The organism is Corynebacterium massiliense DSM 45435 (genome assembly GCF_028609805.1).
Taxonomy (GTDB): domain Bacteria; phylum Actinomycetota; class Actinomycetes; order Mycobacteriales; family Mycobacteriaceae; genus Corynebacterium; species Corynebacterium massiliense.
Genome location: NZ_CP063189.1, coordinates 1,049,099 through 1,072,587, shown reverse-complemented (window position 1 = coordinate 1,072,587; position 23,489 = coordinate 1,049,099). Strand labels below are relative to the sequence as shown.

General features: G+C 61.5%; 14 protein-coding genes and 3 rRNA genes. 1 reads left to right on the top strand and 16 read right to left on the bottom strand.

The genetic code is table 11. The features are described from left to right. Positions 1-52 precede the first annotated feature (52 nt). A complete protein-coding gene (locus CMASS_RS05050) occupies positions 53-1,231 on the top strand; it encodes an IS256-like element IS1249 family transposase (RefSeq protein ID WP_005323424.1) in 1,179 nt (392 codons plus the stop codon). Between the two features lie 173 nt (positions 1,232-1,404). Here CMASS_RS05050 and rrf read toward each other — a convergent pair. The 16 genes from rrf to uvrA all read right to left on the bottom strand — a co-directional run bounded on the left by rrf (position 1,405) and on the right by uvrA (position 23,454). After that, positions 1,405-1,522: ribosomal RNA gene (gene rrf, locus CMASS_RS05045) — 5S ribosomal RNA — on the bottom strand. Positions 1,523-1,660: 138 nt separating this feature from the next. Then, positions 1,661-4,734: ribosomal RNA gene (locus tag CMASS_RS05040) — 23S ribosomal RNA — on the bottom strand. A 456-nt stretch (positions 4,735-5,190) separates the two neighbouring features. Next, positions 5,191-6,711, bottom strand: a 16S ribosomal RNA gene (locus CMASS_RS05035). The 16S, 23S and 5S rRNA genes sit together here, the layout of an rRNA operon. A 447-nt stretch (positions 6,712-7,158) precedes the next feature. Then, on the bottom strand, positions 7,159-8,427 hold the full coding sequence (tyrS, locus tag CMASS_RS05030) for a tyrosine--tRNA ligase (RefSeq protein WP_022863660.1): 1,269 nt from the start codon (positions 8,425-8,427) through the stop codon (positions 7,159-7,161). A 77-nt stretch (positions 8,428-8,504) separates the two neighbouring features. After that, a complete protein-coding gene (locus tag CMASS_RS05025) occupies positions 8,505-8,681 on the bottom strand; it encodes a Trm112 family protein (RefSeq protein ID WP_022863661.1) in 177 nt (58 codons plus the stop codon). 24 nt (positions 8,682-8,705) lie between these two features. After that, on the bottom strand, positions 8,706-10,148 hold the full coding sequence (gene argH, locus CMASS_RS05020) for an argininosuccinate lyase (RefSeq protein ID WP_022863662.1): 1,443 nt from the start codon (positions 10,146-10,148) through the stop codon (positions 8,706-8,708). Between the two features lie 25 nt (positions 10,149-10,173). Next, a complete protein-coding gene (locus CMASS_RS05015) occupies positions 10,174-11,415 on the bottom strand; it encodes an argininosuccinate synthase (protein WP_022863663.1) in 1,242 nt (413 codons plus the stop codon). 219 nt (positions 11,416-11,634) lie between these two features. Then, positions 11,635-12,663, bottom strand: coding sequence for an ornithine cyclodeaminase (locus CMASS_RS05010; RefSeq protein WP_022863664.1), 1,029 nt, complete (start codon positions 12,661-12,663; stop codon positions 11,635-11,637). A gap of 49 nt (positions 12,664-12,712) precedes the next feature. Beyond that, positions 12,713-14,275 carry an amino acid permease gene (locus tag CMASS_RS05005; protein ID WP_022863665.1) on the bottom strand — a complete coding sequence of 521 codons (1,563 nt, stop codon included), beginning with the start codon at positions 14,273-14,275 and terminating at the stop codon, positions 12,713-12,715. Between the two features lie 220 nt (positions 14,276-14,495). Next, a complete protein-coding gene (gene pheT / locus CMASS_RS05000; RefSeq protein ID WP_022863666.1) occupies positions 14,496-17,009 on the bottom strand; it encodes a phenylalanine--tRNA ligase subunit beta in 2,514 nt (837 codons plus the stop codon). Between the two features lie 28 nt (positions 17,010-17,037). Continuing rightward, entirely contained in the window at positions 17,038-18,084 is a 1,047-nt protein-coding gene (gene pheS / locus CMASS_RS04995; protein WP_022863667.1) for a phenylalanine--tRNA ligase subunit alpha, read from the bottom strand. Between the two features lie 66 nt (positions 18,085-18,150). Continuing rightward, positions 18,151-18,966, bottom strand: coding sequence for a TrmH family RNA methyltransferase (locus tag CMASS_RS04990; RefSeq protein WP_022863668.1), 816 nt, complete (start codon positions 18,964-18,966; stop codon positions 18,151-18,153). Between the two features lie 128 nt (positions 18,967-19,094). Continuing rightward, positions 19,095-19,478 carry a 50S ribosomal protein L20 gene (rplT, locus tag CMASS_RS04985; RefSeq protein WP_022863669.1) on the bottom strand — a complete coding sequence of 128 codons (384 nt, stop codon included), beginning with the start codon at positions 19,476-19,478 and terminating at the stop codon, positions 19,095-19,097. 81 nt (positions 19,479-19,559) lie between these two features. Further along, positions 19,560-19,754 carry a 50S ribosomal protein L35 gene (gene rpmI / locus CMASS_RS04980; RefSeq protein ID WP_022863670.1) on the bottom strand — a complete coding sequence of 65 codons (195 nt, stop codon included), beginning with the start codon at positions 19,752-19,754 and terminating at the stop codon, positions 19,560-19,562. Between the two features lie 32 nt (positions 19,755-19,786). Next, entirely contained in the window at positions 19,787-20,344 is a 558-nt protein-coding gene (infC, locus tag CMASS_RS04975) for a translation initiation factor IF-3 (RefSeq protein WP_033399705.1), read from the bottom strand. A 269-nt stretch (positions 20,345-20,613) separates the two neighbouring features. Beyond that, on the bottom strand, positions 20,614-23,454 hold the full coding sequence (gene uvrA, locus CMASS_RS04970) for an excinuclease ABC subunit UvrA (protein WP_022863672.1): 2,841 nt from the start codon (positions 23,452-23,454) through the stop codon (positions 20,614-20,616). Positions 23,455-23,489 lie beyond the last annotated feature (35 nt).

Genomic DNA, 23,489 nt, shown 5'->3' with positions numbered 1-23,489 from the left:
TCCTCGGTGTGGCAGCCGTGATGTGCTATGCGCGGCGTGGTGTGGTGTCGCAATGTCGAAGAACCAACCACGCTGCCACTGCGGCGGTGAAATGAAACGCAACGGCACCACCAGCAAAGGCACCACCAGATGGCGCTGCAAACAATGCGGCGCCTCCAGCGTCAAACGTCGAAACGACATCACCAACGCGGCAGTGTTCACCCAGTTCATCGAGCATTGCACCACCGCAATATCACTCGACGACCTAGCCAAACGAAACGGTGTTAGCCGCGCCACCATGAAGCGGCGCTTCAAGTGGTGCTGGCTCGTTGATGTGCCTGACCCCACCGCCGGCCACCACAAGCGGATCTACGACCAGGTATTTCTCGATGGCACCTACACCGCCGGTGGCTGCCTGATCGTCGCGGCGACCATCGACCACGTGATCGCCTGGCACTGGTGCAAACACGAAACCACCCGCGACTACCAACTGCTGCTTGAACGCATCGAAGCCCCACTCATCGCCGTCATCGACGGCGGCCAAGGCGCATACAGCGCAATCAAAAAGTGCTGGCCGACTACGAAAATTCAACGCTGCCTCGTCCACGCCCAACGCGTGGTCCGCCGCTACACCACCACCAACCCACGCACCGATGCCGGGCGCACCATCTACCGACTTGCGCTGAAACTGACCCGGATCACCACACTGGATGAAGCCGCCGCGTGGGGTGTGCAACTGCACGAGTTTTCAACGATCTACCGGGAATGGATGAACGAGAAAACCATGATCAAAGACCCCAAAACAGGTGCATGGACCCGCGTGTGGACCCACCACAACGTGCGCAAGGCCTACAACAGCCTCAACCATCTTTGGCGGTCCGAGATGCTGTTTGTCTACCTCAACCCGCCAGCAGGAGTCCTTGCGCCCGAGCGGATCAAATCCACCACCAACAGCTTAGAAGGCGGCATCAACGCCCAGCTCAAACTGCTCGCCAGAACCCACCGCGGCAGATCAGGCGAACGACAACGCCGCATGCTGGATTGGTGGCTCTACTTAAAAACGGAACTGCCTGACGATCCAGTACGAATCGCCAGGCAGTCCGACTGGGGCCAGGGCCAACTCGCCAAAGTATCCACCCTGACCCAAACCGAGAACCAAGCCGACCACGAAACAGGACGCCCAGCCCTCTACGACAACGCTATCGACACCGACTACACCCACTCAATCGGCATTCAAAAAGGCCAAATCTAACCCCCGCGACACGCCGAGCCAGACACACATTTTGACCCTTAACCCGCACCTGTCACACGGCACAACTGGGGGGCTGAGGACATGGAAAAAGGAGGGGGAGAAACACGAACCAGCCGTGTGGTTGGTTGGTGTTTCTCCCCCTCCGGGTTGTATTGAGTTGTTGTGTTGTGTGGTGTCGGCGGTTACTTACTCTCCCACACCCTGGCGGGTGCAGTACCATCAGCGTGGGCAGGCTTAGCTTCCGGGTTCGGAATGGGTACCGGGCGTTGCCCTGCCACTATCACCACCGACAAACCTATAAGGGCTTGTCCATGTCATTATTTTGTTTGTGTGCGCACCTTTGGGTGGTGTGTCAGATACTGCATAGTGGACGCGAAACCAAAATGGTGTGATTGTGACCCGACTGTGTTGTGTGGGTCTTTTTTGTTTTAGTTGTGTTTGTTCGGCGGATTAGTACCAGTCACCTTCACGTGTTACCACGCGTCCAGATCTGGCCTATCAACCCCATAGTCTATAGGGCGCCTCAAGTATGAAACCTCATCTTAGAACAGGCTTCCCGCTTAGATGCTTTCAGCGGTTATCCTTCCCGTACGTAGCCAACCAGCCATACCCCTGGCGGGATAACTGGCACACTAGAGGTACGTCCGTCCCGGTCCTCTCGTACTAGGGACGGATTTCTTCAAGTTTCCACGCGCGCGGCGGATAGAGACCGAACTGTCTCACGACGTTCTGAACCCAGCTCGCGTGCCGCTTTAATGGGCGAACAGCCCAACCCTTGGGACCTACTCCAGCCCCAGGATGCGACGAGCCGACATCGAGGTGCCAAACCATCCCGTCGATATGAACTCTTGGGGAAGATCAGCCTGTTATCCCCGGGGTACCTTTTATCCGATGAGCGACACCACATCCACAAGTAGGTGCCGGATCACTAGTCCCGACTTTCGTCCCTGCTCGACATGTCTGTCTCACAGTCAAGCTCCCTTGTGCACTTACACTCAACACCTGATTGCCAACCAGGCTGAGGGAACCTTTGGGCGCCTCCGTTACCATTTAGGAGGCAACCGCCCCAGTTAAACTACCCACCAGGCACTGTCCCCAACCCAGATCATGGGCCAAGGTTAGACAGCCAATCCGGCCAGAGTGGTATTTCACCAACGACTCCACCACCACTAGCGTGATAGCTTCATAGTCTCCCACCTATCCTACACAAACCGAACCGACTGGCAATACCAAGCTATAGTGAAGGTCCCGGGGTCTTTTCGTCCTGCCGCGCGTAACGAGCATCTTCACTCGTAATGCAATTTCACCGGGCCTGTGGTTGAGACAGCAGAGGTCTCGTTACGCCATTCGTGCAGGTCGGAACTTACCCGACAAGGAATTTCGCTACCTTAGGATGGTTATAGTTACCACCGCCGTTTACTGGGGCTTAAATTCTCCGCTTCGACCCAAACGGGTCTAACAGGTCCTCGTAACCTTCCAGCACCGGGCAGGCGTCAGTCCATATACATCAACTTACCGTCTTCGCATAGACCTGTGTTTTTGATAAACAGTCGGACCCCTCTATTCTCTGCGACCCACCACCAGGTGGGCCCCCCATCTCCCGAAGTTACGGGGGCATTTTGCCGAATTCCTTAACCACAGTTCACCCGAACGCCTTAGTATGCTCAACCTGACTACCTGTGTCGGTTTCGGGTACGGGCCATAAACACACATCGCTAGAGGCTTTTCTCGACACCACAAGCACACCACATTCAACCCAAAAAAGGGTCTATGCATCACGCCTCACGCATAACACAGACCGGATTTGCCTAGCCTGCACGCTCGATGCGCTTACACCAACAATCCACTAAGCGGCGTGGCTGCCCTGATGCGTCACCCCATCACGTGGACCACAGATAAGGCCCCACCGCACACACACCAACAACCACACCCCGAAAGGTGCAGCGAAAGTCAGTATGTGTTTGGTGGTTAGTATCACTGCTTTACCAGGGGCGCGTGTTTACGGGTACCAGAATATCAACTGGTTATCCATCGACTACGCCTGTCGGCCTCGCCTTAGGTCCCGACTCACCCTGGGAAGACGAACTTGACCCAGGAACCCTTAGTCATCCGGCGGTAAGGATTCTCACCTTACAATTCGTTACTCATGCCTGCATTCTCACTCGCACACATTCCACCACTCCTTACAGTATGGCTTCACCACATGCACGACGCTCCCCTACCCAAACAACAAAAAGTTGCTTGCCGCGGCTTCGGCGGTGTGCTTGAGCCCCACTACATTATCGGCGCAGAACCACTCGACCAGTGAGCTATTACGCACTCTTTCAAGGATGGCTGCTTCTAAGCCAACCTCCTGGCTGTCTTCGCGATCCCACATCCTTTCCCACTTAGCACACCCTTAGGGGCCTTAACCGGCGATCTGGGCTGTATCCCTCGCGACCATGGAGCTTATCCCCCACAGACTCACTGCCGCACCAACACTTATGGCATTCGGAGTTTGGCTGATGTTGCTAAGATGATAGTCCCGCTCAACCAACCAGTAGCTCTACCTCCACAAGGCCTAACGTGCGACGCTGCACCTAAATGCATTTCGGGGAGAACCAGCTATCACGGAGTTTGATTAGCCTTTCACCCCTACCCACAACTCATCCCCGCAGTTTTCAACCTACGTGGGTTCGCGCCTCCACAACCTCTTACAATTGCTTCACACTGGCCATGGGTAGATCACCCCGCTTCGGGTCTTGGACACACCACTAAAAACACCCCATTAGGATTCGGTTTCCCTACGGCTACCCCACACACGGGTTAACCTCGCGACATGCCGCAAACTCGCAGGCTCATTCTTCAAAAGGCACGCCATCACACACACAAAGGTGCTCTGACGGATTGTCAGCACACAGTTTCAGGAACTATTTCACTCCCCTCCCGGGGTACTTTTCACCATTCCCTCACGGTACTATCCACTATCGGTCACACTGAGTATTTCGGCTTACCGGGTGGTCCCGGCAGATTCACAACAGATTCCACGAGCCCGTTGCTACTCGGGAAAAGACACAACACAACCACACACAGCCTTCAGCTACAGGACTCTCACCTGCTCCGGTCGACCATCCCAGGCCAGTTCACCTAACTGTCGCAGCCATGCTCCAGGCTGGCAGACCCAGACACATCAATCCCAACAACACCGCATGCGCAACCACTGCCACGTATCACACACACACGGTTTAGCCACATCCACGTTCGCTCGCCGCTACTAGCAGAATCATAAAATATTATTTCCTTCTCCTACGGGTACTGAGATGTTTCACTTCCCCGCGTAACCCCCACACCCGCTATACATTCACGAGCTGGTACCACCCAATAACAGGCAGTAGGTTTCCCCATTCGGACACCCTCGGATCAACGCTCCTTTGACAACTCCCCGAGGCCTATCGCGGCCTAGCACGTCCTTCATCGGCTCAGCATGCCAAGGCATCCACCATGCGCCTCAACGACAACACACCAAGATGACCCAACAACACACAAAAAATAATCACATCACACACACAAACAACACACCCACACACAACCAGCCACACACACGTATGACCAGTCACATGCAGCATGTTGCACGTATTCAGATGCTCGCGTCCACTATACAGTTCTCACACACCACCCCACCCCAGAAGCAACCACCACACACAAACAACGTGGCGGCACCACCAGAATGGGCACACAATAAAGGGACATGATGCCCCAGACACCCAACAATGCACCAACATTTGCCAAAAGAAAAAAATTAACCGTGTCCTCATTACCAACCACAGCCCATTGGCCTGACCAGGCTGGCCACGCACCCACAACCACACACTCATTCACGGCGTGATGCAGGCGTCCACAAAAGGTGGCGGAACCACAACCGGATCCACAAACCACCAACACAGCCTGCAACTGCAGACCACAAAAATAAAGCTCCTTAGAAAGGAGGTGATCCAGCCGCACCTTCCGGTACGGCTACCTTGTTACGACTTCGTCCCAATCGCCGATCCCACCTTCGACGGCTCCCTAACAAGTTTGGGCCACCGGCTTCGGGTGTTACCAACTTTCATGACGTGACGGGCGGTGTGTACAAGGCCCGGGAACGTATTCACCGCAGCATTGCTGATCTGCGATTACTAGCGACTCCGACTTCATGGGGTCGAGTTGCAGACCCCAATCCGAACTACGACCGGCTTTCAAGCGATTAGCTCCACCTCACAGTATCGCCACGCGTTGTACCGACCATTGTAGCATGTGTGAAGCCCTGGACATAAGGGGCATGATGATTTGACGTCATCCCCACCTTCCTCCGAGTTAACCCCGGCAGTCTCTCATGAGTCCCCAACCAAATGCTGGCAACATAAGACAAGGGTTGCGCTCGTTGCGGGACTTAACCCAACATCTCACGACACGAGCTGACGACAACCATGCACCACCTGTACACCAACCACAAAGGGAAAACGTATCTCTACGCCTGTCTGGTGCATGTCAAGCCCAGGTAAGGTTCTTCGCGTTGCATCGAATTAATCCACATGCTCCGCCGCTTGTGCGGGCCCCCGTCAATTCCTTTGAGTTTTAGCCTTGCGGCCGTACTCCCCAGGCGGGGCGCTTAACACGTTAGCTACGGCACGAAACCCGTGGAAGGGCCTCACACCTAGCGCCCACCGTTTACGGCATGGACTACCAGGGTATCTAATCCTGTTCGCTACCCATGCTTTCGCTCCTCAGCGTCAGTAACTGCCCAGTAACCTGCCTTCGCCATCGGCGTTCTGCCTGATATCTGCGCATTTCACCGCTACACCAGGCATTCCAGCTACCCCTACAGCACTCAAGCATGCCCGTATCGCCTGCACGCCCGGAGTTAAGCCCCGGAATTTCACAGACGACGCGACACACCACCTACGAGCCCTTTACGCCCAGTAATTCCGGACAACGCTCGCACCCTACGTATTACCGCGGCTGCTGGCACGTAGTTAGCCGGTGCTTCTTCTCCAGGTACCGTCACAAAAAGCTTCGTCCCTAGCGAAAGGAGTTTACAACCCGAAGGCCTTCATCCCCCACGCGGCGTCGCTGCATCAGGGTTTCCCCCATTGTGCAATATTCCCCACTGCTGCCTCCCGTAGGAGTCTGGGCCGTATCTCAGTCCCAATGTGACCGTCCACCCTCTCAGGCCGGCTACCCGTCGCCGTCTTGGTAGGCCATTACCCCACCAACAAACTGATAGGCCGCGAGCTCATCCCACACCAGAAAAAACCTTTCCACCACACACACCAAAGTGCGGTCCTATCCGGTATTAGACCCAGTTTCCCAGGCTTATCCCGAAGTGCAGGGCAGATCACCCACGTGTTACTCACCCGTTCGCCACTCGAGTACTCCAGCAAGCTGGAGCCTTTCCGTTCGACTTGCATGTGTTAAGCACGCCGCCAGCGTTCGTCCTGAGCCAGGATCAAACTCTCCACAAAAAATTGTGAGACATCAAAGCCCAAAAGAGCCTGACACCCAGCAAAAAAATTACCAAACAAACCAACCCCCACAATCAACGAGGAAAACCAGGGGCTGGCCAAAACAAACATTGGCACACTATTGAGTTCTCACACATCACAACCCACACCCACCCGAACAAACCATCCGAGCAAAATGCAAGCCCGAAGAAGCTTACCACCAACAACAACCGGAAGCAAACCACTTCATCTCAAAATTATTTCACCGTCACCGCCCGTTAACCTCTCGGCTACCTCGCGGCGACTCGAACTAAGTTACACACCCCAACAACACAACACAAATCCCCAGCACAAACCCACAAAACTAACCCACAACCACAACAACAAAAGCCGCCGCAGGCACACACACCCACGACGGCTCACGGTGACCCAGCCCTAAGGCCAGGACGGTGACGGCTTTCGCTGCGACTACGACAGGCGCGTACCGGCGAAGTTCTTCTTGCCCTTGCGCAGCACGAGCCAGCTGCCGTGCAGCAGATCGGACTCATCCGGCTGCCACTCGGCATCGGAAATGCGCTGGTTGTTGACGTAGGCACCGCCTTCCTTCACGGTGCGGCGGGCCGCGCCCTTGGAGTCGACCAACCCGGAGGCTACGAGAAGATCGACGATCGTCCGCGGATCGTCGGCACCCAGCTCAGCGACCTCCGTCTCTTGGAGCGCGCCGGCGAGGGTGCGCTCATCGAGATCCGCCAGCTCACCTCGACCGAACAAGGCCTGGGCAGCCTGCTCCACCGCGCGGGTCGCGTCAGCGCCGTGGACCATGTCCGTCATTTCCTGCGCCAGCCGGCGCTGAGCCGCGCGCTTGTACGGCTCTTCTTCCACCGTGCGGGCGTACTCCTCAATTTCCTCCTGGCTAAGGAAAGTGAAACGGCGCAGGTAGTCGATAACCACGGAATCGCCTGCGTTGAGGAAGTACTGGTACCAGGAGTACGCACTCGTCTTGTCCGGGTCGAGCCAGAGCTTGCCGCCACCGGTGGACTTGCCAAACTTCTTGCCCTGCGCGTCCGTCACCAGCGGTACGGTCATGCCGTGCACCCGGTCGCCGGTCACGCGCCGGATAAGATCCACGCCGGAGACGATGTTGCCCCACTGGTCACCGCCACCGATCTGCAGGTCGCAACCTGCTTCGCGGTGGAGGTGCAAGTAGTCGTTAGCCTGCAGGAGCATGTAGGAAAACTCCGTGTAGGAGATCCCATCGGATTCCAGGCGGCGCTTGACCGTCTCCCGGTCAAGCATGGTGTTGAGTGAGAAGTTCTTGCCGATGTCGCGCAGGAACTCCACCACCGACACGTTCATCGTCCAGTCCGCGTTGTTGACCAGCTGCGCCGGGTTGTCGCCGTCGAAGTCAACAAACCGGCGCAGCTGCCCCTTGATGGATTCCAGGTTGTGCTGCAGCGCTTCTTCGCTGAGCATGGACCGCTCCCCCACGTCGCGCGGATCCCCGATGAAGCCGGTCGCACCGCCGGCAAGCAGCACCGGGTTGTGGCCGAACTCCTGGAAGCGACGCAGCAGAATCATCGGCACGAGGTGCCCGGCGTGCAAAGAATCGCCGGTGGGATCGAAACCGCAGTAAAGGGTGATCGGCTCTTCACATGCTGCACGGAGCTCATCGACATCCGTGGACTGGTTGATCAGTCCGCGCCACTGCAGTTCATCAATAATGTTGTCGGCCGCCACCGAATCCGTTTCCTTCCCTCTACCGTTTTCAGTACGTCTTTTCAGTACGTGCGTGCGTACGCCTTAGCAGCGCGGTTTTAGCGCTGCGGCCAGTCGCGGGCCTCATCAACCAGCATGACTGGAATGCCATCCTCGATGGGATAGGCCTTACCCAGCCGCGGGTTGACTAAAACCTGCTCATCCTCGTGATATTCCAGAGGCCCTTTGTCCTCTGGGCACACGAGGATGTCCAGCAACGTCGGATCCAGACTCATGGCGGAGAGTCTACCGCACGCGTTCTACCGCGCTTGACGCACCGCGGTCTTCGCCCACGCGCGGAACTTTGCGTTGAGTTTCTCGACCGCGGCGCGCTGCTCATCGACCTGGCTTTGGGCAGTGCCGCCCTTCGTGTCGCGCGAGGCCACTGCCCCGTCGATGGTCAGTACGGTACGCACCTCGGGGGTCAGGCGGGCATCGACACCCGCCAGCTCCTCGTCGGTGAGATCGATGAGATCGACCCCGCGCTTTTCGGCAATCTGGACGCAGGCGCCCGACGCCTCGTGGGCTTCCCGGAAGGGAACTCCTTGGCGCACCATCCACTCCGCGAGGTCGGTCGCGAGGGTGTAGCCGCGCGGAGCGAGCTCGCGCATGCGCTGCTCGTTGAATTCCAGCGTGTCCACCAACCCGGTCATGGCCGGCAGGAGGAGGTTGAGCTGAGCCACCGAATCCACAATCGGCTCCTTGTCCTCCTGCAGGTCGCGGTTGTAGGCCAACGGCTGCGCCTTCAGCGTGGCCAAAAGGCCGGTGAGATTACCGATGAGGCGCCCGGTCTTGCCGCGCACGAGCTCTGGGATATCCGGGTTCTTCTTCTGCGGCATGATGGACGAACCGGTCGACCAGGCATCGTCAAGCGTGACGTAGCCGTACTCCGGAGTGCACCAGTAAATGATCTCTTCGGCGAACCGCGACATATCGATGGCGATTTGCGCGAGGACGAACGCGGTCTCGGCCGCGAAATCGCGCGAGCTGGTCGCATCGAGCGAGTTTTCCGCCGCGGAATCGAATCCGAGCTCTGCAGCAATGGCCTCTGGGTTCAGCGCCAGCGACGAGCCCGCGAGCGCGCCGGAACCGTACGGTGACACAGCCAGGCGGGAATCCAAGTCGCGGAGCCTATCGATGTCACGCAACAGCGGCTGGGCGTGCGCCAGCAGCGAGTGCGCCAGCAAAATCGGCTGCGCCGCCTGCGAGTGCGTCTTGCCCGGCATGATTGCGTCCGGGTGGCGTTCCGCCTGCTTGACGATGGCCCCCACCAGATCCGTTACCTGCACGGCGACATCGCGAATCGCGTCGCGCACCCACATCTGGAAGAGGGTGGCAACCTGATCGTTCCGGGAGCGACCGGCACGCAGCCGCCCACCGACCTCCGGGCCGACCCGCTCGATGAGTCCGCGCTCCATCGCACCGTGGACATCCTCGTCCGCAGGCCCCGGGGTAAAGTCTCCTGACTCGACATCCCTGCCCAGTTGGTCGAGACCGGCCAACATGGTGTCGAAGTCGGCATCGGAAAGCAGCCCTGCCTTGTGCAGCACCCGGGCGTGCGCCTTGGAGGCCAGCACGTCGTAGGGGGCAAGCACCCAGTCAAAGTGAGTCGAGACCGACAACGCGGCCATGGTCTCGGACGGACCACCCGAGAACCGGCCGCCCCACAGCGCGCCTTCGTTCGTCTTGTGCTGTTCTGCCATTTCTTACTACCCCGTCAAGCTCGCTTTAGTCGTCGTTCTTGTCCGTCAGGCTAGCGGCATCCGTGGGGAAACCGCCGTCCCGGTCACGCTGGTTGGCCATCTGCATGGACAAGCCGTGGAGCTGGACGAAGCCCTTCGCGGAGGACTGATCGAAGGCGTCACCGGAATCGTAAGTGGCCAAGCTGTAGTCGTACAGCGACTCCGGGGAGCGCCGGCCGGTGACGGTGGCGGTGCCGTTGTGCAGCACCATCCGGATATCACCGCTGACCTTGTCCTGGCTGCTTAAAGTGAAGGCGTCGAGAGCCCGCTTGAGCGGTGAGTACCACAGACCGTCGTAGACCTCCTCGGACCACCGGGCGTCCGTGAGCCGCTTGTACCGCGCGAGCTCACGCTCCAGGGTGATGTCTTCCAAGGCCTCGTGCGCCTTGATGAGGATCATCGCGCCCGGCGCCTCGTAGACCTCGCGGGACTTGATGCCGACGAGCCGGTCTTCCACCATGTCCAACCGGCCGACGCCCTGGGCACCGCCACGCTGGTTCAGCTCCTCGATCGCCTGCAGGACGCTCACCTTCTTGCCGTCAATGGCGACCGGCACACCCTTGTCGAACGAGACGATGACCTCATCCGGGGCGTTACCCAGCCCGGGATCTTCGGTGTAGGCGTAGACGTCCTTCGTCGGGGCGTTCCACAGGTCTTCCAGAAAGCCGGTTTCTACCGCGCGCCCCCAGACGTTCTGATCGATGGAAAACGGCGACTCCGCGGTCTGCTCGATCGGCAAATCGATCTCCTCGGCGAAGGCGATGGCTTTGTCGCGGGTCCAGGCATAATCACGCGCCGGCGCGATGATGTCCAGGCTCGGATCGAGCGCCCGGAAGGAGCACTCGAACCGGACCTGGTCGTTTCCCTTGCCGGTGCAGCCGTGCGAGACATGCGTGCCGCCGTGCTCCTGCGCGGCCTTCACCAGATGCTTCGTGATGAGCGGCCGCGACAGGGCGGACACCAGCGGATACTGCTTCATGTACATGCCGTTGGCCTGAATGGCCGGCAGGCAGTATTCGTTGACAAATTCGTCTTTCGCGTCGACGACGATGGACTCCACGGCGCCGCAGTCGAGAGCTCGCTGGCGCACGGACTCCATATCCTCGCCGCCCTGCCCGAGATCCAAGGACACGGCGACGACGTCACCGCCGGTCTGCTTGGCCAGGTACGGGATGGCGACAGACGTATCTAGGCCGCCGGAGTAGGCAAGAACCACACGTGCACCCATCGAGGTCACTCTCCTTCTATGTATGGAAATGATTCACTGCGAGCAATACTATACACTCGACAGCGTGAAGGCAAACACATTATCCCGTGCGTTTACATGAAGAAACCCGCAGCACCAGGCGCAGGCGGGGCCGCGTAGACCCCGGAAGGCACCGTTGTACTGCGGGTAAAAAATGAACCGGCGGCGGTGCACTAAGCGGCGCACCGCTCGCAAGAGCTTCTAGATGAGCGACGGCACGTTTGCGACGAGCGAGAAGAGATCCTTCGGATCGTCCGGGTTCGCCACGATGTCGATGTCGGTCTCCAGGTCGCTGCCGGCCACGGCGTCACGCAGGTAGCGCAGCGCCGAGAAGTCGTTGATGGCGAATCCGACGTCGTCGAAGAGGGTGATCTGGTCATCGGAGTCGCGGCCAGTTTCCTCGCCGGTGAGCACCTTCCAGAACTCCACGACCGGGAAATCGTCGGCCATCTGCTGGATCTCGCCCTCGATGCGGGTCTGCTCCGGGAACTCGACGAAGACCTTGGACTTGTCCAGGATGGACGCCTCGAGCTCGGTCTTGCCCGGGCAGTCGCCGCCGACCGCGTTCAGGTGGACGCCCGGTGCAACGTGCTTGTCGGCCAGGATCTGGTTCTGCGCCTTATCCGCAGTGCAGGTGGTGATGATGTCGGCGCCGAGAACCGCCTCGTCGACGCTCTTGCAGACGACGATGTTGAAGCCGAGCGGCTCGAGGTTGCGGCGGAACTTTTCCACTGCCTCATCATCGATGTCGTAGATGGCGATGTCCTCGATGCCCAGCACGCCACGGAACCCGAGCGCCTGGAACTCGGACTGGGAGCCAGCACCGATCATCGCCATGGTCTTGGAATCCTTGCGCGCCAGGTGCTTCGCCACCATCGCGGACGTCGCAGCGGTGCGGAGCGCGGTGAGCAGGGTCATTTCGGACTCGAAGGTCGGGTAGCCGTTGTCGACATCGGCAAGCAAGCCGAAGGCCGTCACGGTCTGGAAGCCGCGGGCCGGGTTGGACGGGTGACCGTTGACGTACTTGAAGGAGTACTCTTCGCCATCGGACGTAGGCATGAGCTCGATGACGCCGAACGGGGTGTGGGACGCGACGCGCGGGATCTTGTGGAACAGCTCCCAGCGCTTGTAGTCGCGCTCGAGGTAGCCGACCATGCCGGTGATGATGTTTTCCACACCATCGCGCTGGATCCAGCGGGCCATGTTGTTGACATCGACAAACTTAACCATGAGGAATTCCTTTCGTAGGTGGTGAGAGTAACTCTGTGCGAACAGCGGTCTATTTGCGCCTGCGCCGCGGCAACTTCTGCGCGATGAGCTCGCGCGTCGGACGCTCCCGCGACGGACGCAACCGGAGCGAGCCGGTTGCGGCAACCGGGAAGCTCGACGTGGACAGGTGCTTCGTGCGTCGCTCCTCAGCGATGCGCGCGATCCGGCCACGCCAGGCGAACCACATGGCCGCGAAGATGGGAATGAGAGCCACCGACGCGACCAGCGACCAAGTGCCAATCGGGTAGTCGAAGGCCATGAGGACCAGCACGACACCCAAGAAGGCCAGAGTCGCCCAGTCACCCGCCGTACCGAACGGCGTGCGGTAGTGCGGTCGGGTGTAGCGGCCCTCCTTGGCCAGGGATACGAACTTCATGTGCGCCAAAACGATGGCCGCCCACGACGCCATGGTGCCCAGCGCGGCCAAGTTCAACACGACCTCGAAGGCCTTCTCCGGCACAATGAAGTTCAGGAAGACGCCGGCCAGGGCGACCAGCGCCGCCATGACGATGCCGCCGTACGGCACGCCAGACTTGGACATCCGCATGCCGAACTTCGGCGCGGAGCCCGCCTGCGACATGTTGTACATAATGCGGCCCGTCGAATACAGGCCCGCGTTGAGCGAGGACAGCGCCGCGGTGATGAGCACCAGCTGGAAGATAGGTGCCGCTGCCCCGATGCCGAGCGACTCAAAGAACGTGACAAACGGCGAGACCTCTTCGACGTACTCGGTGTACGGCAGCACGAGGGTCAGCAGCAGCACGGAGCCGAAGTAGAAGAAGAAAATGCGGAACAGGACGCTGTTGACCGCCTTGGGCACGTGCTTTTCCACGTCCTTGGTCTCGCCGGAGGTGGTGCCCACCAGCTCGATGCCGGCGTAGGCGAAGACGACGCCCTGGACGACGACGATGGCCGGAAGCAGGCCATTAGGAAGCCACCCGCCTGCGTCTCCGATAAGGCTGAAGCCCGTGGGAGAGCCGGCCGGGTGGCCGAAGATGACAACGCCGATGGCGATGAGCATGAATACGCTCAGGCCGACGATCTTGATGAGCGAGAACCAGAACTCGAGCTCGCCGAAGATCTTGACCGAGACCATGTTGAACAGGAGCGTAAAGCCCACCACGCCCAGCGTAAGGAGCCACTGCGGGATGGAGTTGATCCACCCGAAGTACTGGCCGAACCACTTGATGTACAGGGCGACGGCGGTGCCGTCCGCCACCAGGGTCATCGCCCAGTTGCCCCAATAGAGCCAACCGGTGACGAAGGCCTGCTTCTCGCCATAGAACTCGCGGGCGTACGACACGAAAGAACCCGAGCTCGGGCGGTAGCAGATGAGCTCGCCCAGAGCCCGGAGAATGAGGTATCCGAAAAATCCACAAATGAGGTAGAGCACGGCGAGGAACGGACCGGCTACCTCAAGGCGGCCACCGGTACCCAGCAAAAGACCGGTACCGATGGCCGAACCCATGGCAATCATCTGTAGCTGTCGGCGGCCCATCCCCTTCTGGAGACCGGAGTCCTCAGAAGAAAAGACGTGCTTACTCGATTCATGCGGAGTTGGTTGTGAACTCATGCACCAACCTCCTGTGATCTACGTCTAAACGTCATTGCACGAGTATTACACATGACGCCCGTATTGTGACTGCCGAAACACTCACACGTTTCAGTATCTACGTTCACACAGCTAAGGCGGGTATACAACCGGACGGCACGAAAAAAGGGCCACCCTCTAAAGAGGGTGGCCCTTATCACACGGGGGGGCGGCCGCGCGGAGCCCGCACGGCGGGAGCTACCTACGCGCGCATTTCTGCACCCAAGCGCTCCTTGGCCAGCTCCGCGGCCGCCAGGCGGTGCTCGTTAGCTTCTTCGTCGGTCAGCGTGCGATCAGCCGCGCGGAAGACCAGCTGGAAGGCCAGTGACTTCTTGTCGGCGCCGAGCTGGTCTCCGCGGAAGACGTCGAAGACCGTGACGTCCTCGAGCAGGTCGCCCGCCCCTTCGCGCAGCACCGCGCGGACGTCCTCTGCCGGGATCGACTCGTCCACGACGAGGGCGATGTCCTGGTGCAACGCCGGGTAGGCGGACAGCGCGGGCGCCGGGAAGTTCTCTTCCATCGGCAGCGCGGAAAGATCCAGCTCCATGGCACAGGTGCGCGGCGGCAGATTGAGCTTCTTCAGCACCTGCGGGTGCAGTTCGCCGGCACAACCGACCACTTCGCCGCCCGCCTTCAGCGCGGCGCAGCGGCCCGGGTGCCACGGCAGCTCGTCCGCCGCGGCCACCTCAAGTTCCAGACCGCAGGCGCGGGCGACCACGCGGGCAGACTCGATCGCATCCGCGTACGAATACGCGCGCCCCTCGCCCCACGGGCCGGAGTGCTCGATGTTGCCCACTCCGACGGTGGCCACGTGCAGCGGCTGCGCCGGCAGCGTGCCCACAAGCTCGGCGACTTCTGCATCGTCCGGCCGGGTGCGGACATCGAGCATCGGGGAGGCAGCGGCACGCCGGAACGCCACCTGCTGCAGCCCGTACAGTGCGAGATCGGACCGGCCCCGGGCCACGTTGCGCGAGACGGCCTCGAGCATGTCCGGCAGCAGCGTGGTCGCCAGCGTCGCCTTGTCGGCCTCCAACGGGTTTTGCACCGTGACGGCGTTGCGGCGTGCGTCGTCGGCGGCAAGCCCCCATGCGTCCGCGGTGTCGTTGGCCATGAAGGGGCTCGGCAACACCTCGGCGTAGCCCGAGTACGCCAGGCTGTGCCCCACCGCACGCCGACGGCGCTGGCGCGGGCTCAGTCCCCGGCCGCCGGACGGAGTGGGCAGCACGCACGGGATGTCCTCCAGCCCCTCCAGGCGCAGGATTTCCTCGATGAGGTCGACGTCCATGGTCAGATCACCGCGCCACGTCGGCGGGGTGACGGTGAGGCGGTCGTCGGCGTCGCCGACCTCGCAGCCCACCTCGCGCAGACGGCGTACAACGGTCTCGCGGGAATAGTCCACGCCGGCATAGCGCGCGGGCTTGTCCGCAGCGAGGGAAATCGACTCGGCCTGCGGGACCTCGCCGATAAGGGTGCGGCCTGCCTCGATGGTGCCGTCGGCAAGCTCGGCGAGCAGCGCGCAGGCATAGTCCAGGGCCACCTCGACGATGGCCGGATCCACCTCGCGCTCAAAACGGCGGGAGGACTCCGACGACAGCTTGTGCCGCCGCGAGGTGCGGGCCACGGTGATGGGATCCCACGTAGCGGCCTCGAAGAGCACGTCGGTGGTCGCATCGGTGATTTCAGAGGTCGTGCCTCCCATCACACCGGCGAGCGACTGAATGCGCTCGGAGTCCGCGATGACGACGTCCTCGGCGTCCAGCTCGCGCTCGACGTGGTCGAGGGTCTCGAACTTCTCCCCCGCCGCCGCCCGGCGCACCGTGAGATCACCCTCGATGCGCTGGGCATCGAAGGCGTGCATCGGCTGGCCAAGCAGCAGCATGACGTAGTTGGTCACGTCGGTGGGCAGGCTCACCGGGCGCTGGCCGCTGAGCATGAGCTCGCGCTCCATCCAGAACGGTGTGCGCGCATCCGGGTCGATGCCGGTCACCTTGCGCAGGCCGAAACGCTGCGCCTTCGTCTCCGGGCGCAGGTCTACCTGCTGGACCGGTGCGGCGTCGTCGGCCGCGGGGACCGCCTGCGTGTCGATGCCCGCCACAGCCGCATCGTCGGCCGGATCCGTGAACTGCAGGTCAAACGACGAGGCGAGTTCGCGCACCAGGCCACGTGCGGAAAGCGCGTAGCCGCGGTCCGGGGTGATGTTGACGTCAAAGACGGTGTCATCCATGCCGATGAGCGGGCGGGCATCGGCGCCCGGCTCACCCACCGTATCCGCGAGCGTGATGATGCCCGCGGAACCAGCCGCCATCCCCAGCTCAGCGGCCGAGCACATCATGCCGGCGGAGATGTGGTCGTAGGTTTTGCGCGCAGAGATCTCGAACCCACCGGGCAGTACCGCACCCGGCAGGGCCACCACGACATGATCTCCGAGGCGGAAGTTGCGGGCGCCGCAGATAATGCCCTGCTTTTCCCCGGTGCCGTTGGCCTCGCCCACGTCGATCTGGCAGTAGCGAATCGGCTTTTTAAAACCGGTCAGCTCCTCGATTTCGTCCACGCGGCCGATGACCAGCGGCCCCTCGATCTCGGGCAGGGCCGCATAGCCCTCGGTTTCGAACCCAACGCGCACGTAGGCGCTATCGAGCTCCGCGGAGCTTACCGAGAAATCCGGGTTGCCGCCCCGCTGCAGCAGGTTGGTGACCCAACTTTGTGAAATGAGCATGAAGTTTCCCTTTCCTGCTGTCGTCTTGTTAAGCCTGCACGCCGAACGGCAGCGTGAAGCGAACGTCGCCTTCGACCATGTCGCGCATATCGGTCAGTCCGTTGCGGAACTGCAGCGTGCGCTCCAGCCCCATGCCGAAAGCAAAGCCGGTGTACTCTTCCGGATCCACGCCCACCGCGCGCAAGACGTTCGGGTTGACCATGCCGCAGCCACCCCACTCGATCCAGCCGGCGCCGCCCTTCTTGTTGGGGAACCAGACGTCCACCTCGGCGCTCGGCTCAGTGAACGGGAAGTAATTGGTGCGCATCCGCGTCTTCGTCTCCGGGCCGAAAAGCACCTTGGCCAGGTGGTCTAGCGTGCCGCGCAGGTGCGCCATGGTCAGGCCCTTATCCACCGCAAGGCCCTCAACCTGGTGGAAGACCGGGGTGTGCGTCGCATCCAGCTCGTCAGTGCGGAACACGCGGCCGGGGCACGCGATGTAGAGCGGCACCTCGCGCTCAAGCATTGTGCGCACCTGCACCGGCGAGGTGTGGGTGCGCAGCACCTGGAGAGAGTCCTTGTCAGACACGTGGAAGGTGTCCTGCAGGGTGCGGGCCGGGTGATCCGGCAGGAAGTTCAAGGCGTCGAAGTTGAAGTACTCCGCCTCCACCTCCGGGCCATCGGCGATTTCCCAGCCCATACCGATGAAGATATCGGCGATGCGCTCGCTCAACGCCGTAATCGGATGTAGCGCGCCGGTCTGGGTGCGGGTAGTCGGGATGGTGACGTCCACCGTCTCGGCCGCCAGTTGCTCGGCGCGGGCCTTTTCCTCGAGCTCCTGCTTGACGCCTGCGAAGTGTTTTTCCACCCGCCCGCGGGCCATATTGACCACCCGACCGGCGTCTTTGCGCTGGTCTTTCGGGATGGTACCGAGGCTCTGGCGAGCCTTCGGGATATAGGCGCCATCGCCTAGGTGATCGCGGCGCGCGGCGGCGAGTTCTTCCAGGCTGGTCGCGGCATCGAAATCCGCAATCGCCTTGTCCGCGGCGGCGCCCAGGGCGGCTTCGGTCAGTTCAATCTCGGGTGTATCCGACACGTGGCTTAAAACCCCTTCTTCGCGCGAAACGTAACGCCGGCAATCATACCGCGCGGGGCATGCGCCCTATTCCGCCGCCCGCGCTTCGGCCTGCGCCTGTGCCGACTCGTACAGACAGATGGCCGCGGCGGTCGCGAGGTTGAGCGATTCCGCACGCCCCCGCAGCGGGATGCGCACCCGCACGTCCGCCTCCGCCTGCAGCTCGCCCAGCCCGTGGGCTTCGTTACCGAAGAGCCAGGCGGTGGGGGCGGTGAGGTCGACATCGGCAAGCTCGGCCTCCCCGTCCGGGGCGGTGGCCAGCACCTGCATCTGCCGTGACCGCAGCTGCCCGAGCACGTCCTTGATGTTGGTTTCGCGCGCGACGGGGATGTGGAACAGCGAGCCTGCCGATGCCCGCGCCACCTTGCAGCCCAGCGGGTCCACGGTCTCGCCGGCGAAAATAACGCCGTCAGCCCCGAGCGCGTCCGAGGTGCGGATCAGCGTGCCGGCATTTCCCGGCTCCGCAGTCTCCACCGGCACGGTAACTAGATCAGGACCTCCAGCGAGGATCTTCCCGGCCTTCCACAGAACCGGGTCGCACACCGCGAAAAGCCCAGTCGTGGTCGCGGTATCGCTCAGCGACTTTGCTGCTTTATCCGTAATCGGGTGGATGTAGACGTCCATGTAGCCCGCGGCTGTCACTACCTCCGAAAAGCGTTCCGCCGCTCGCTCCGTGACAAACAGGTCCTTCGCAGCGCCCGTGGACACGGCGGCATCGACCGCGTTCTCCCCCTCCACGAGGAAGGCTTTCGCCTTGCGCCGCTGGCCTGCGCGGTGCAGTTTTGCCGCATTGACGATGCGCGGGGTCCGTTCCGTAAAAGCCTGTTCGAAGTCGAGTGCCATGCGCTCTACCCTACTTCCCGCCACCGCCGCCTCCCCGCATCCCTCAACCAGTGGCTAAAGGCACGCGAAGAGCCCCTACGGATCAGCTTTTCAAGGGATCCGTAGGGGCTCTGGGAAAGAGTCAGGCGTTACGCAGCCTGCGGAGCGTTGACATCCTCCGGCAGTGCGGCCTTGGCGGACTCACACAGGGTGGAGAAGGTCTCGAAGTCGTTGACGGCAAGGTCGGCGAGGATCTTGCGGTCGACCTCGATCTCAGCCAGGCGCAGGCCGTGGATGAGACGGTTGTAGGTGATGTCGTTCATGCGGGCAGCGGCGTTGATGCGCTGGATCCACAGCTTGCGGAACTCGCCCTTACGCTTACGGCGGTCGCGGTAAGCGTAAGTCATGGAGTGGAGCCACTGCTCCTTGGCTACGCGGTAGCGACGGGAGCGCGCACCACGGTAGCCCTTGGCGGACTTCATAATTGCGCGGCGCTTCTTCTTACCGTTAACAGACCGCTTTACTCGTGCCACGGTGATACTTCCTTCAGTTCAGATCGTAGGTGTGCTTGATGTGGTGATGAAGAGTTTCTGATGGGCGGAAAGGCCCGAAACTTAGGCCTTGCCCAGCAGGCGCTTGACACGCTTGCGGTCAGCGCGGGCGACATCCACGGAGCCCTTGAGGCGGCGGGTGCGCTTGGACGGCTTGTGCTCCAGCAGGTGGCGGCGGTTTGCCTGCTCGCGGCGCAGCTTGCCCTTGCCGGTCGTCTTGAAGCGCTTGGCAGTGCCCTTGTGAGTCTTCTGCTTCATGAGTATTGAGTCCTTCTCAGCTCGGTTGCGGTCTACTTCTTCTTGCCCTTGCGGATGGGCGCCAAGACCATGGTCATGTTCCGCCCGTCCTGCTTCGGCTTGGTCTGGATGGCGCCGTACTCGGCGACATCGTCAGCTAGGCGCTCCAACAGGCGGAAGCCAAGTTCCGGGCGGGACTGCTCGCGGCCACGGAACATGATCGTCACCTTGACCTTGGAGCCCTTCTCCAGGAAGCGAACGACGTTACCCTTTTTCGTTTCGTAGTCGTGCTCGTCGATCTTCGGACGGAACTTCTGTTCCTTGACGACAGTCTGCTGCTGGTTCTTGCGAGCCTCGCGAGCCTTCTGTCCCTGCTCGTACTTGTACTTGCCGTAGTCCATGATCTTGACTACCGGTGGCTTCGCCTTGGGGGCGACCTCCACCAGGTCCAGATCGGCTTCGTACGCAACCTTTCGGGCGTCGTCGGTGCGAACTACCCCTACTTGTTCACCTTCCGGTCCGATGAGTCGGACCTCCGGCACTCGGATGCGGTCATTGATGCGAGGCTCAGCAGCGATTGTGTCTCCTAGGTCTAAAAGGGTGAAACGTATGTACGCCTACCGAGACCACAAACGAAGAAACCCCGCTGCCTGTGACAGACATGCGGGGAGTTCTCACCTGAATAGGAAGACGCGCCGCCTTCCTATTACCGTTTGACCCGTAGCCTGCGTGTAGCGGCATGGGGTGGGAGAAACTCCGCTTGCGACCCGCGACCTCCTGGATAAAGTGTCCGCGGGCGGTAGTGGTTAAGAAGATAGCACTAGGCGGCGGGCAAACACAAAACGCCACGCGGGACGATGCCGCGCTTGGCGATGCCCACCTAACCCAGCATCCCCTTCAGGTACTGCCCGGTGTGGGACGCGTCCACCTTCGCCACGTCTTCCGGCGTGCCTTGGGCGACGACGGTTCCGCCACCGCTGCCGCCCTCGGGCCCCATGTCTACCAGCCAGTCGGCCGCCTTAATCACGTCGAGGTTGTGCTCGATGATGAGCACCGTGTTGCCCTTGTCCACCAGACCCTGGATGACCAGCATGAGGCGGCGGATATCCTCGAAGTGCAGGCCAGTGGTCGGCTCGTCCAGGATGTAGATGGTCCGGCCATTCGAGCGCTTCTGCAGCTCGGAGGCGAGCTTGACGCGCTGCGCCTCGCCGCCGGACAGGCTGGTCGCGGCCTGGCCTAAGCGGACGTAGCCCAGGCCGACATCGACAAGCGTGTCCAGGTAGCGGTGGATCGAGGTGATCGGCTCGAAGAACTCGGCGGCCTCGGAGATGGGCATGTTGAGCACCTCGGCGATGTTTTTGCCCTTGTAGTGCACCTCCAGCGTCTCGCGGTTGTAGCGCGCGCCGCCGCACACCTCGCACGGGACGTAGACGTCCGGCAGGAAGTTCATCTCGATCTTGATCGTGCCGTCGCCGCGGCACGCCTCGCAGCGCCCGCCTTTGACGTTGAAGGAAAAACGCCCCGGCTTGTAACCGCGGACCTTGGCCTCCTGAGTGTCGGCGAACAGGTGGCGGATCTTGTCGAAGACACCCGTGTACGTCGCCGGGTTCGACCGCGGGGTGCGGCCGATGGGCGACTGATCCACCTGGACCAGCTTGTCCAGCTGGTCGGTACCCTCCACGCGCTTGGCGCGCCCCGGCACCTGGCGGGCACGGTTGAGATCGTTGGCCAGAGTCTTCGCCAGGATCTGGTTGACCACCGTGGACTTGCCGGAGCCGGACACGCCGGTCACGCACACCAGGACGCCGAGCGGGATCTCCACGTCGATGTCTTTGAGGTTGTTCTCGTGTGCGCCCACGACCTTGAGTACCCGGTCGTGGTCCACCGGGCGGCGCTTGTCCGGCACGCCCAGGACCTTCTCCCCCGACAGGTACTGCCCGGTCAGCGAATCTTTCACCTTCTCGATGCCGGCGGGCTCGCCCTGGTAGACGATCTCGCCGCCGTACTCACCGGCACGCGGACCGATATCCACCAGCCAGTCGGACTGGCGGATGGTGTCCTCATCGTGTTCGACCACGATGAGCGTATTGCCGATGTCCCGCAGGCGCTTCAGCGTGTTGATGAGCCGCTGGTTGTCGCGCTGGTGCAGGCCGATGGACGGCTCGTCCAGCACGTAGAGCACGCCGGCCAGGCCCGAGCCGATCTGGGTGGCCAGGCGAATGCGCTGAGCCTCGCCACCCGACAGCGTGGAGGCGCCGCGGTCGAGGCTCAGGTAGGTCAGGCCGACATCGATAAGAAAGTGCAGCCGCGACTGGATCTCCTTGAGCACTGCCCCGGCGATGATCTCCTCGCGGTGGCCCAGCTGCAGCGAGTTCAGAAACTCCGAGGCATCCTCGATGGACAGCGCCGACAGACCCGCGATGGACTGCTCGCCGTGCGATTCCGAGGCCAGCCGGACCGACAGGATCTCCTTCTTCAACCGCGTGCCGTGGCACACGTTGCACGGGACCCGGCGGGTGTACTGCAGCAGGCGATCCTTCTGCGAGTCGGAATCGGTGGTCTCCAGCTTGCGGTGGATAAAGCCCACCGCGCCCTCGAACGGGGCGGTCCAGTCACGCATGCGCCCGTACCGGTTCTTGTAACGGACGCGGACCTTTTCTTCGGTGCCGTAGATAAGCGCCTCGCGCTGCTTCTTGGTCAGCTTGCTCACCGGGGTGCGCGGATCGAAGTCGAGCGCGTTGCCCAGGCCCGCGACCAGGCGCCGGAAGTACTTCGAGTTCGGGCTCGAGTGCCACGGCTGCACCGCCTCTTCCGCCGGCGCGTCCGGGTCCGGGACGATGAGCTCCTCGTCCACCTCGAGGCGAGTGCCCAGGCCGTCGCAGGCCGGGCAGGCACCGAAGGGTGAGTTGAACGAAAAGGCGCGCGGCTCGTACTCCTCGACCGTGAGTGTGTGCCCGTTCGGGCACGAGGCCTTTTCGGAGAAGGTGTGGGAAAGCTCCGGCTGGTCGACGTAGTCGATGGTGACCAGGCCATCGGCAAGCCGCAGCGCCGTTTCCACCGAGTCGGTCAGGCGCTGCTTCTGCGAGGCCTTCACCTGGAGGCGGTCGACCACCACGTCGATGTCGTGCTTGATCTGCTTCTTCAGCTTCGGCGGGTCCGTGAGCTGGTGAACCTCGCCGTCGACGCGCACGCGGGAAAAGCCCTGGGCCGCCATGTCCGCGAAAAGATCCACGAACTCGCCCTTGCGCTTGCGGGCCACCGGAGCGAGCACCTGGAACTTGAGCTTCTCCTCGTTGTCCAGGACCGTGTCCACAATCTGCTGCGGCGTCTGCGACTCGATGACCGCGTCGCACTCCGGGCAGTGCGGCGTGCCGGCGCGGGAGAACAACAGACGCAAAAAGTCGTAGATCTCGGTGATGGTGCCCACCGTGGACCGCGGGTTGTGGTTGGTGGACTTTTGGTCGATGGACACGGCCGGCGAGAGGCCATCGATGTAGTCGGCGTCGGGCTTGTCCATCTGGCCCAAAAACATCCGCGCGTAGGAGCTCAGCGATTCCACGTAGCGGCGCTGACCTTCAGCGAAGATGGTGTCGAAGGCCAGCGACGACTTGCCGGATCCGGACAACCCGGTGAACACGACCATCTTGTCGCGTGGGATGTCGATGTCTACCCCTTTGAGGTTGTGCTCACGTGCGCCGCGCACAACTAACCGCTCCGCCACGTATATACCGCCTTTCCAAAGGAGAATCGCTTACT

Bases quoted from the DNA above. Each gene is read 5' to 3' on its own strand.
- CMASS_RS05050 (WP_005323424.1), top strand. From the start codon at position 53: ATGTCGAAGAACCAACCACGCTGCCACTGCGGCGGTGAAATGAAACGC.
- CMASS_RS05025 (WP_022863661.1), bottom strand. From the start codon at position 8,681: ATGAGTCTGGATCCGACGTTGCTGGACATCCTCGTGTGCCCAGAGGAC.
- argH (WP_022863662.1), bottom strand. From the start codon at position 10,148: ATGGCAGAACAGCACAAGACGAACGAAGGCGCGCTGTGGGGCGGCCGG.
- CMASS_RS05015 (WP_022863663.1), bottom strand. From the start codon at position 11,415: ATGGGTGCACGTGTGGTTCTTGCCTACTCCGGCGGCCTAGATACGTCT.
- CMASS_RS05010 (WP_022863664.1), bottom strand. From the start codon at position 12,663: ATGGTTAAGTTTGTCGATGTCAACAACATGGCCCGCTGGATCCAGCGC.
- CMASS_RS05005 (WP_022863665.1), bottom strand. From the start codon at position 14,275: ATGAGTTCACAACCAACTCCGCATGAATCGAGTAAGCACGTCTTTTCT.
- pheT (WP_022863666.1), bottom strand. From the start codon at position 17,009: ATGCTCATTTCACAAAGTTGGGTCACCAACCTGCTGCAGCGGGGCGGC.
- CMASS_RS04990 (WP_022863668.1), bottom strand. From the start codon at position 18,966: ATGGCACTCGACTTCGAACAGGCTTTTACGGAACGGACCCCGCGCATC.
- rpmI (WP_022863670.1), bottom strand. From the start codon at position 19,754: ATGAAGCAGAAGACTCACAAGGGCACTGCCAAGCGCTTCAAGACGACC.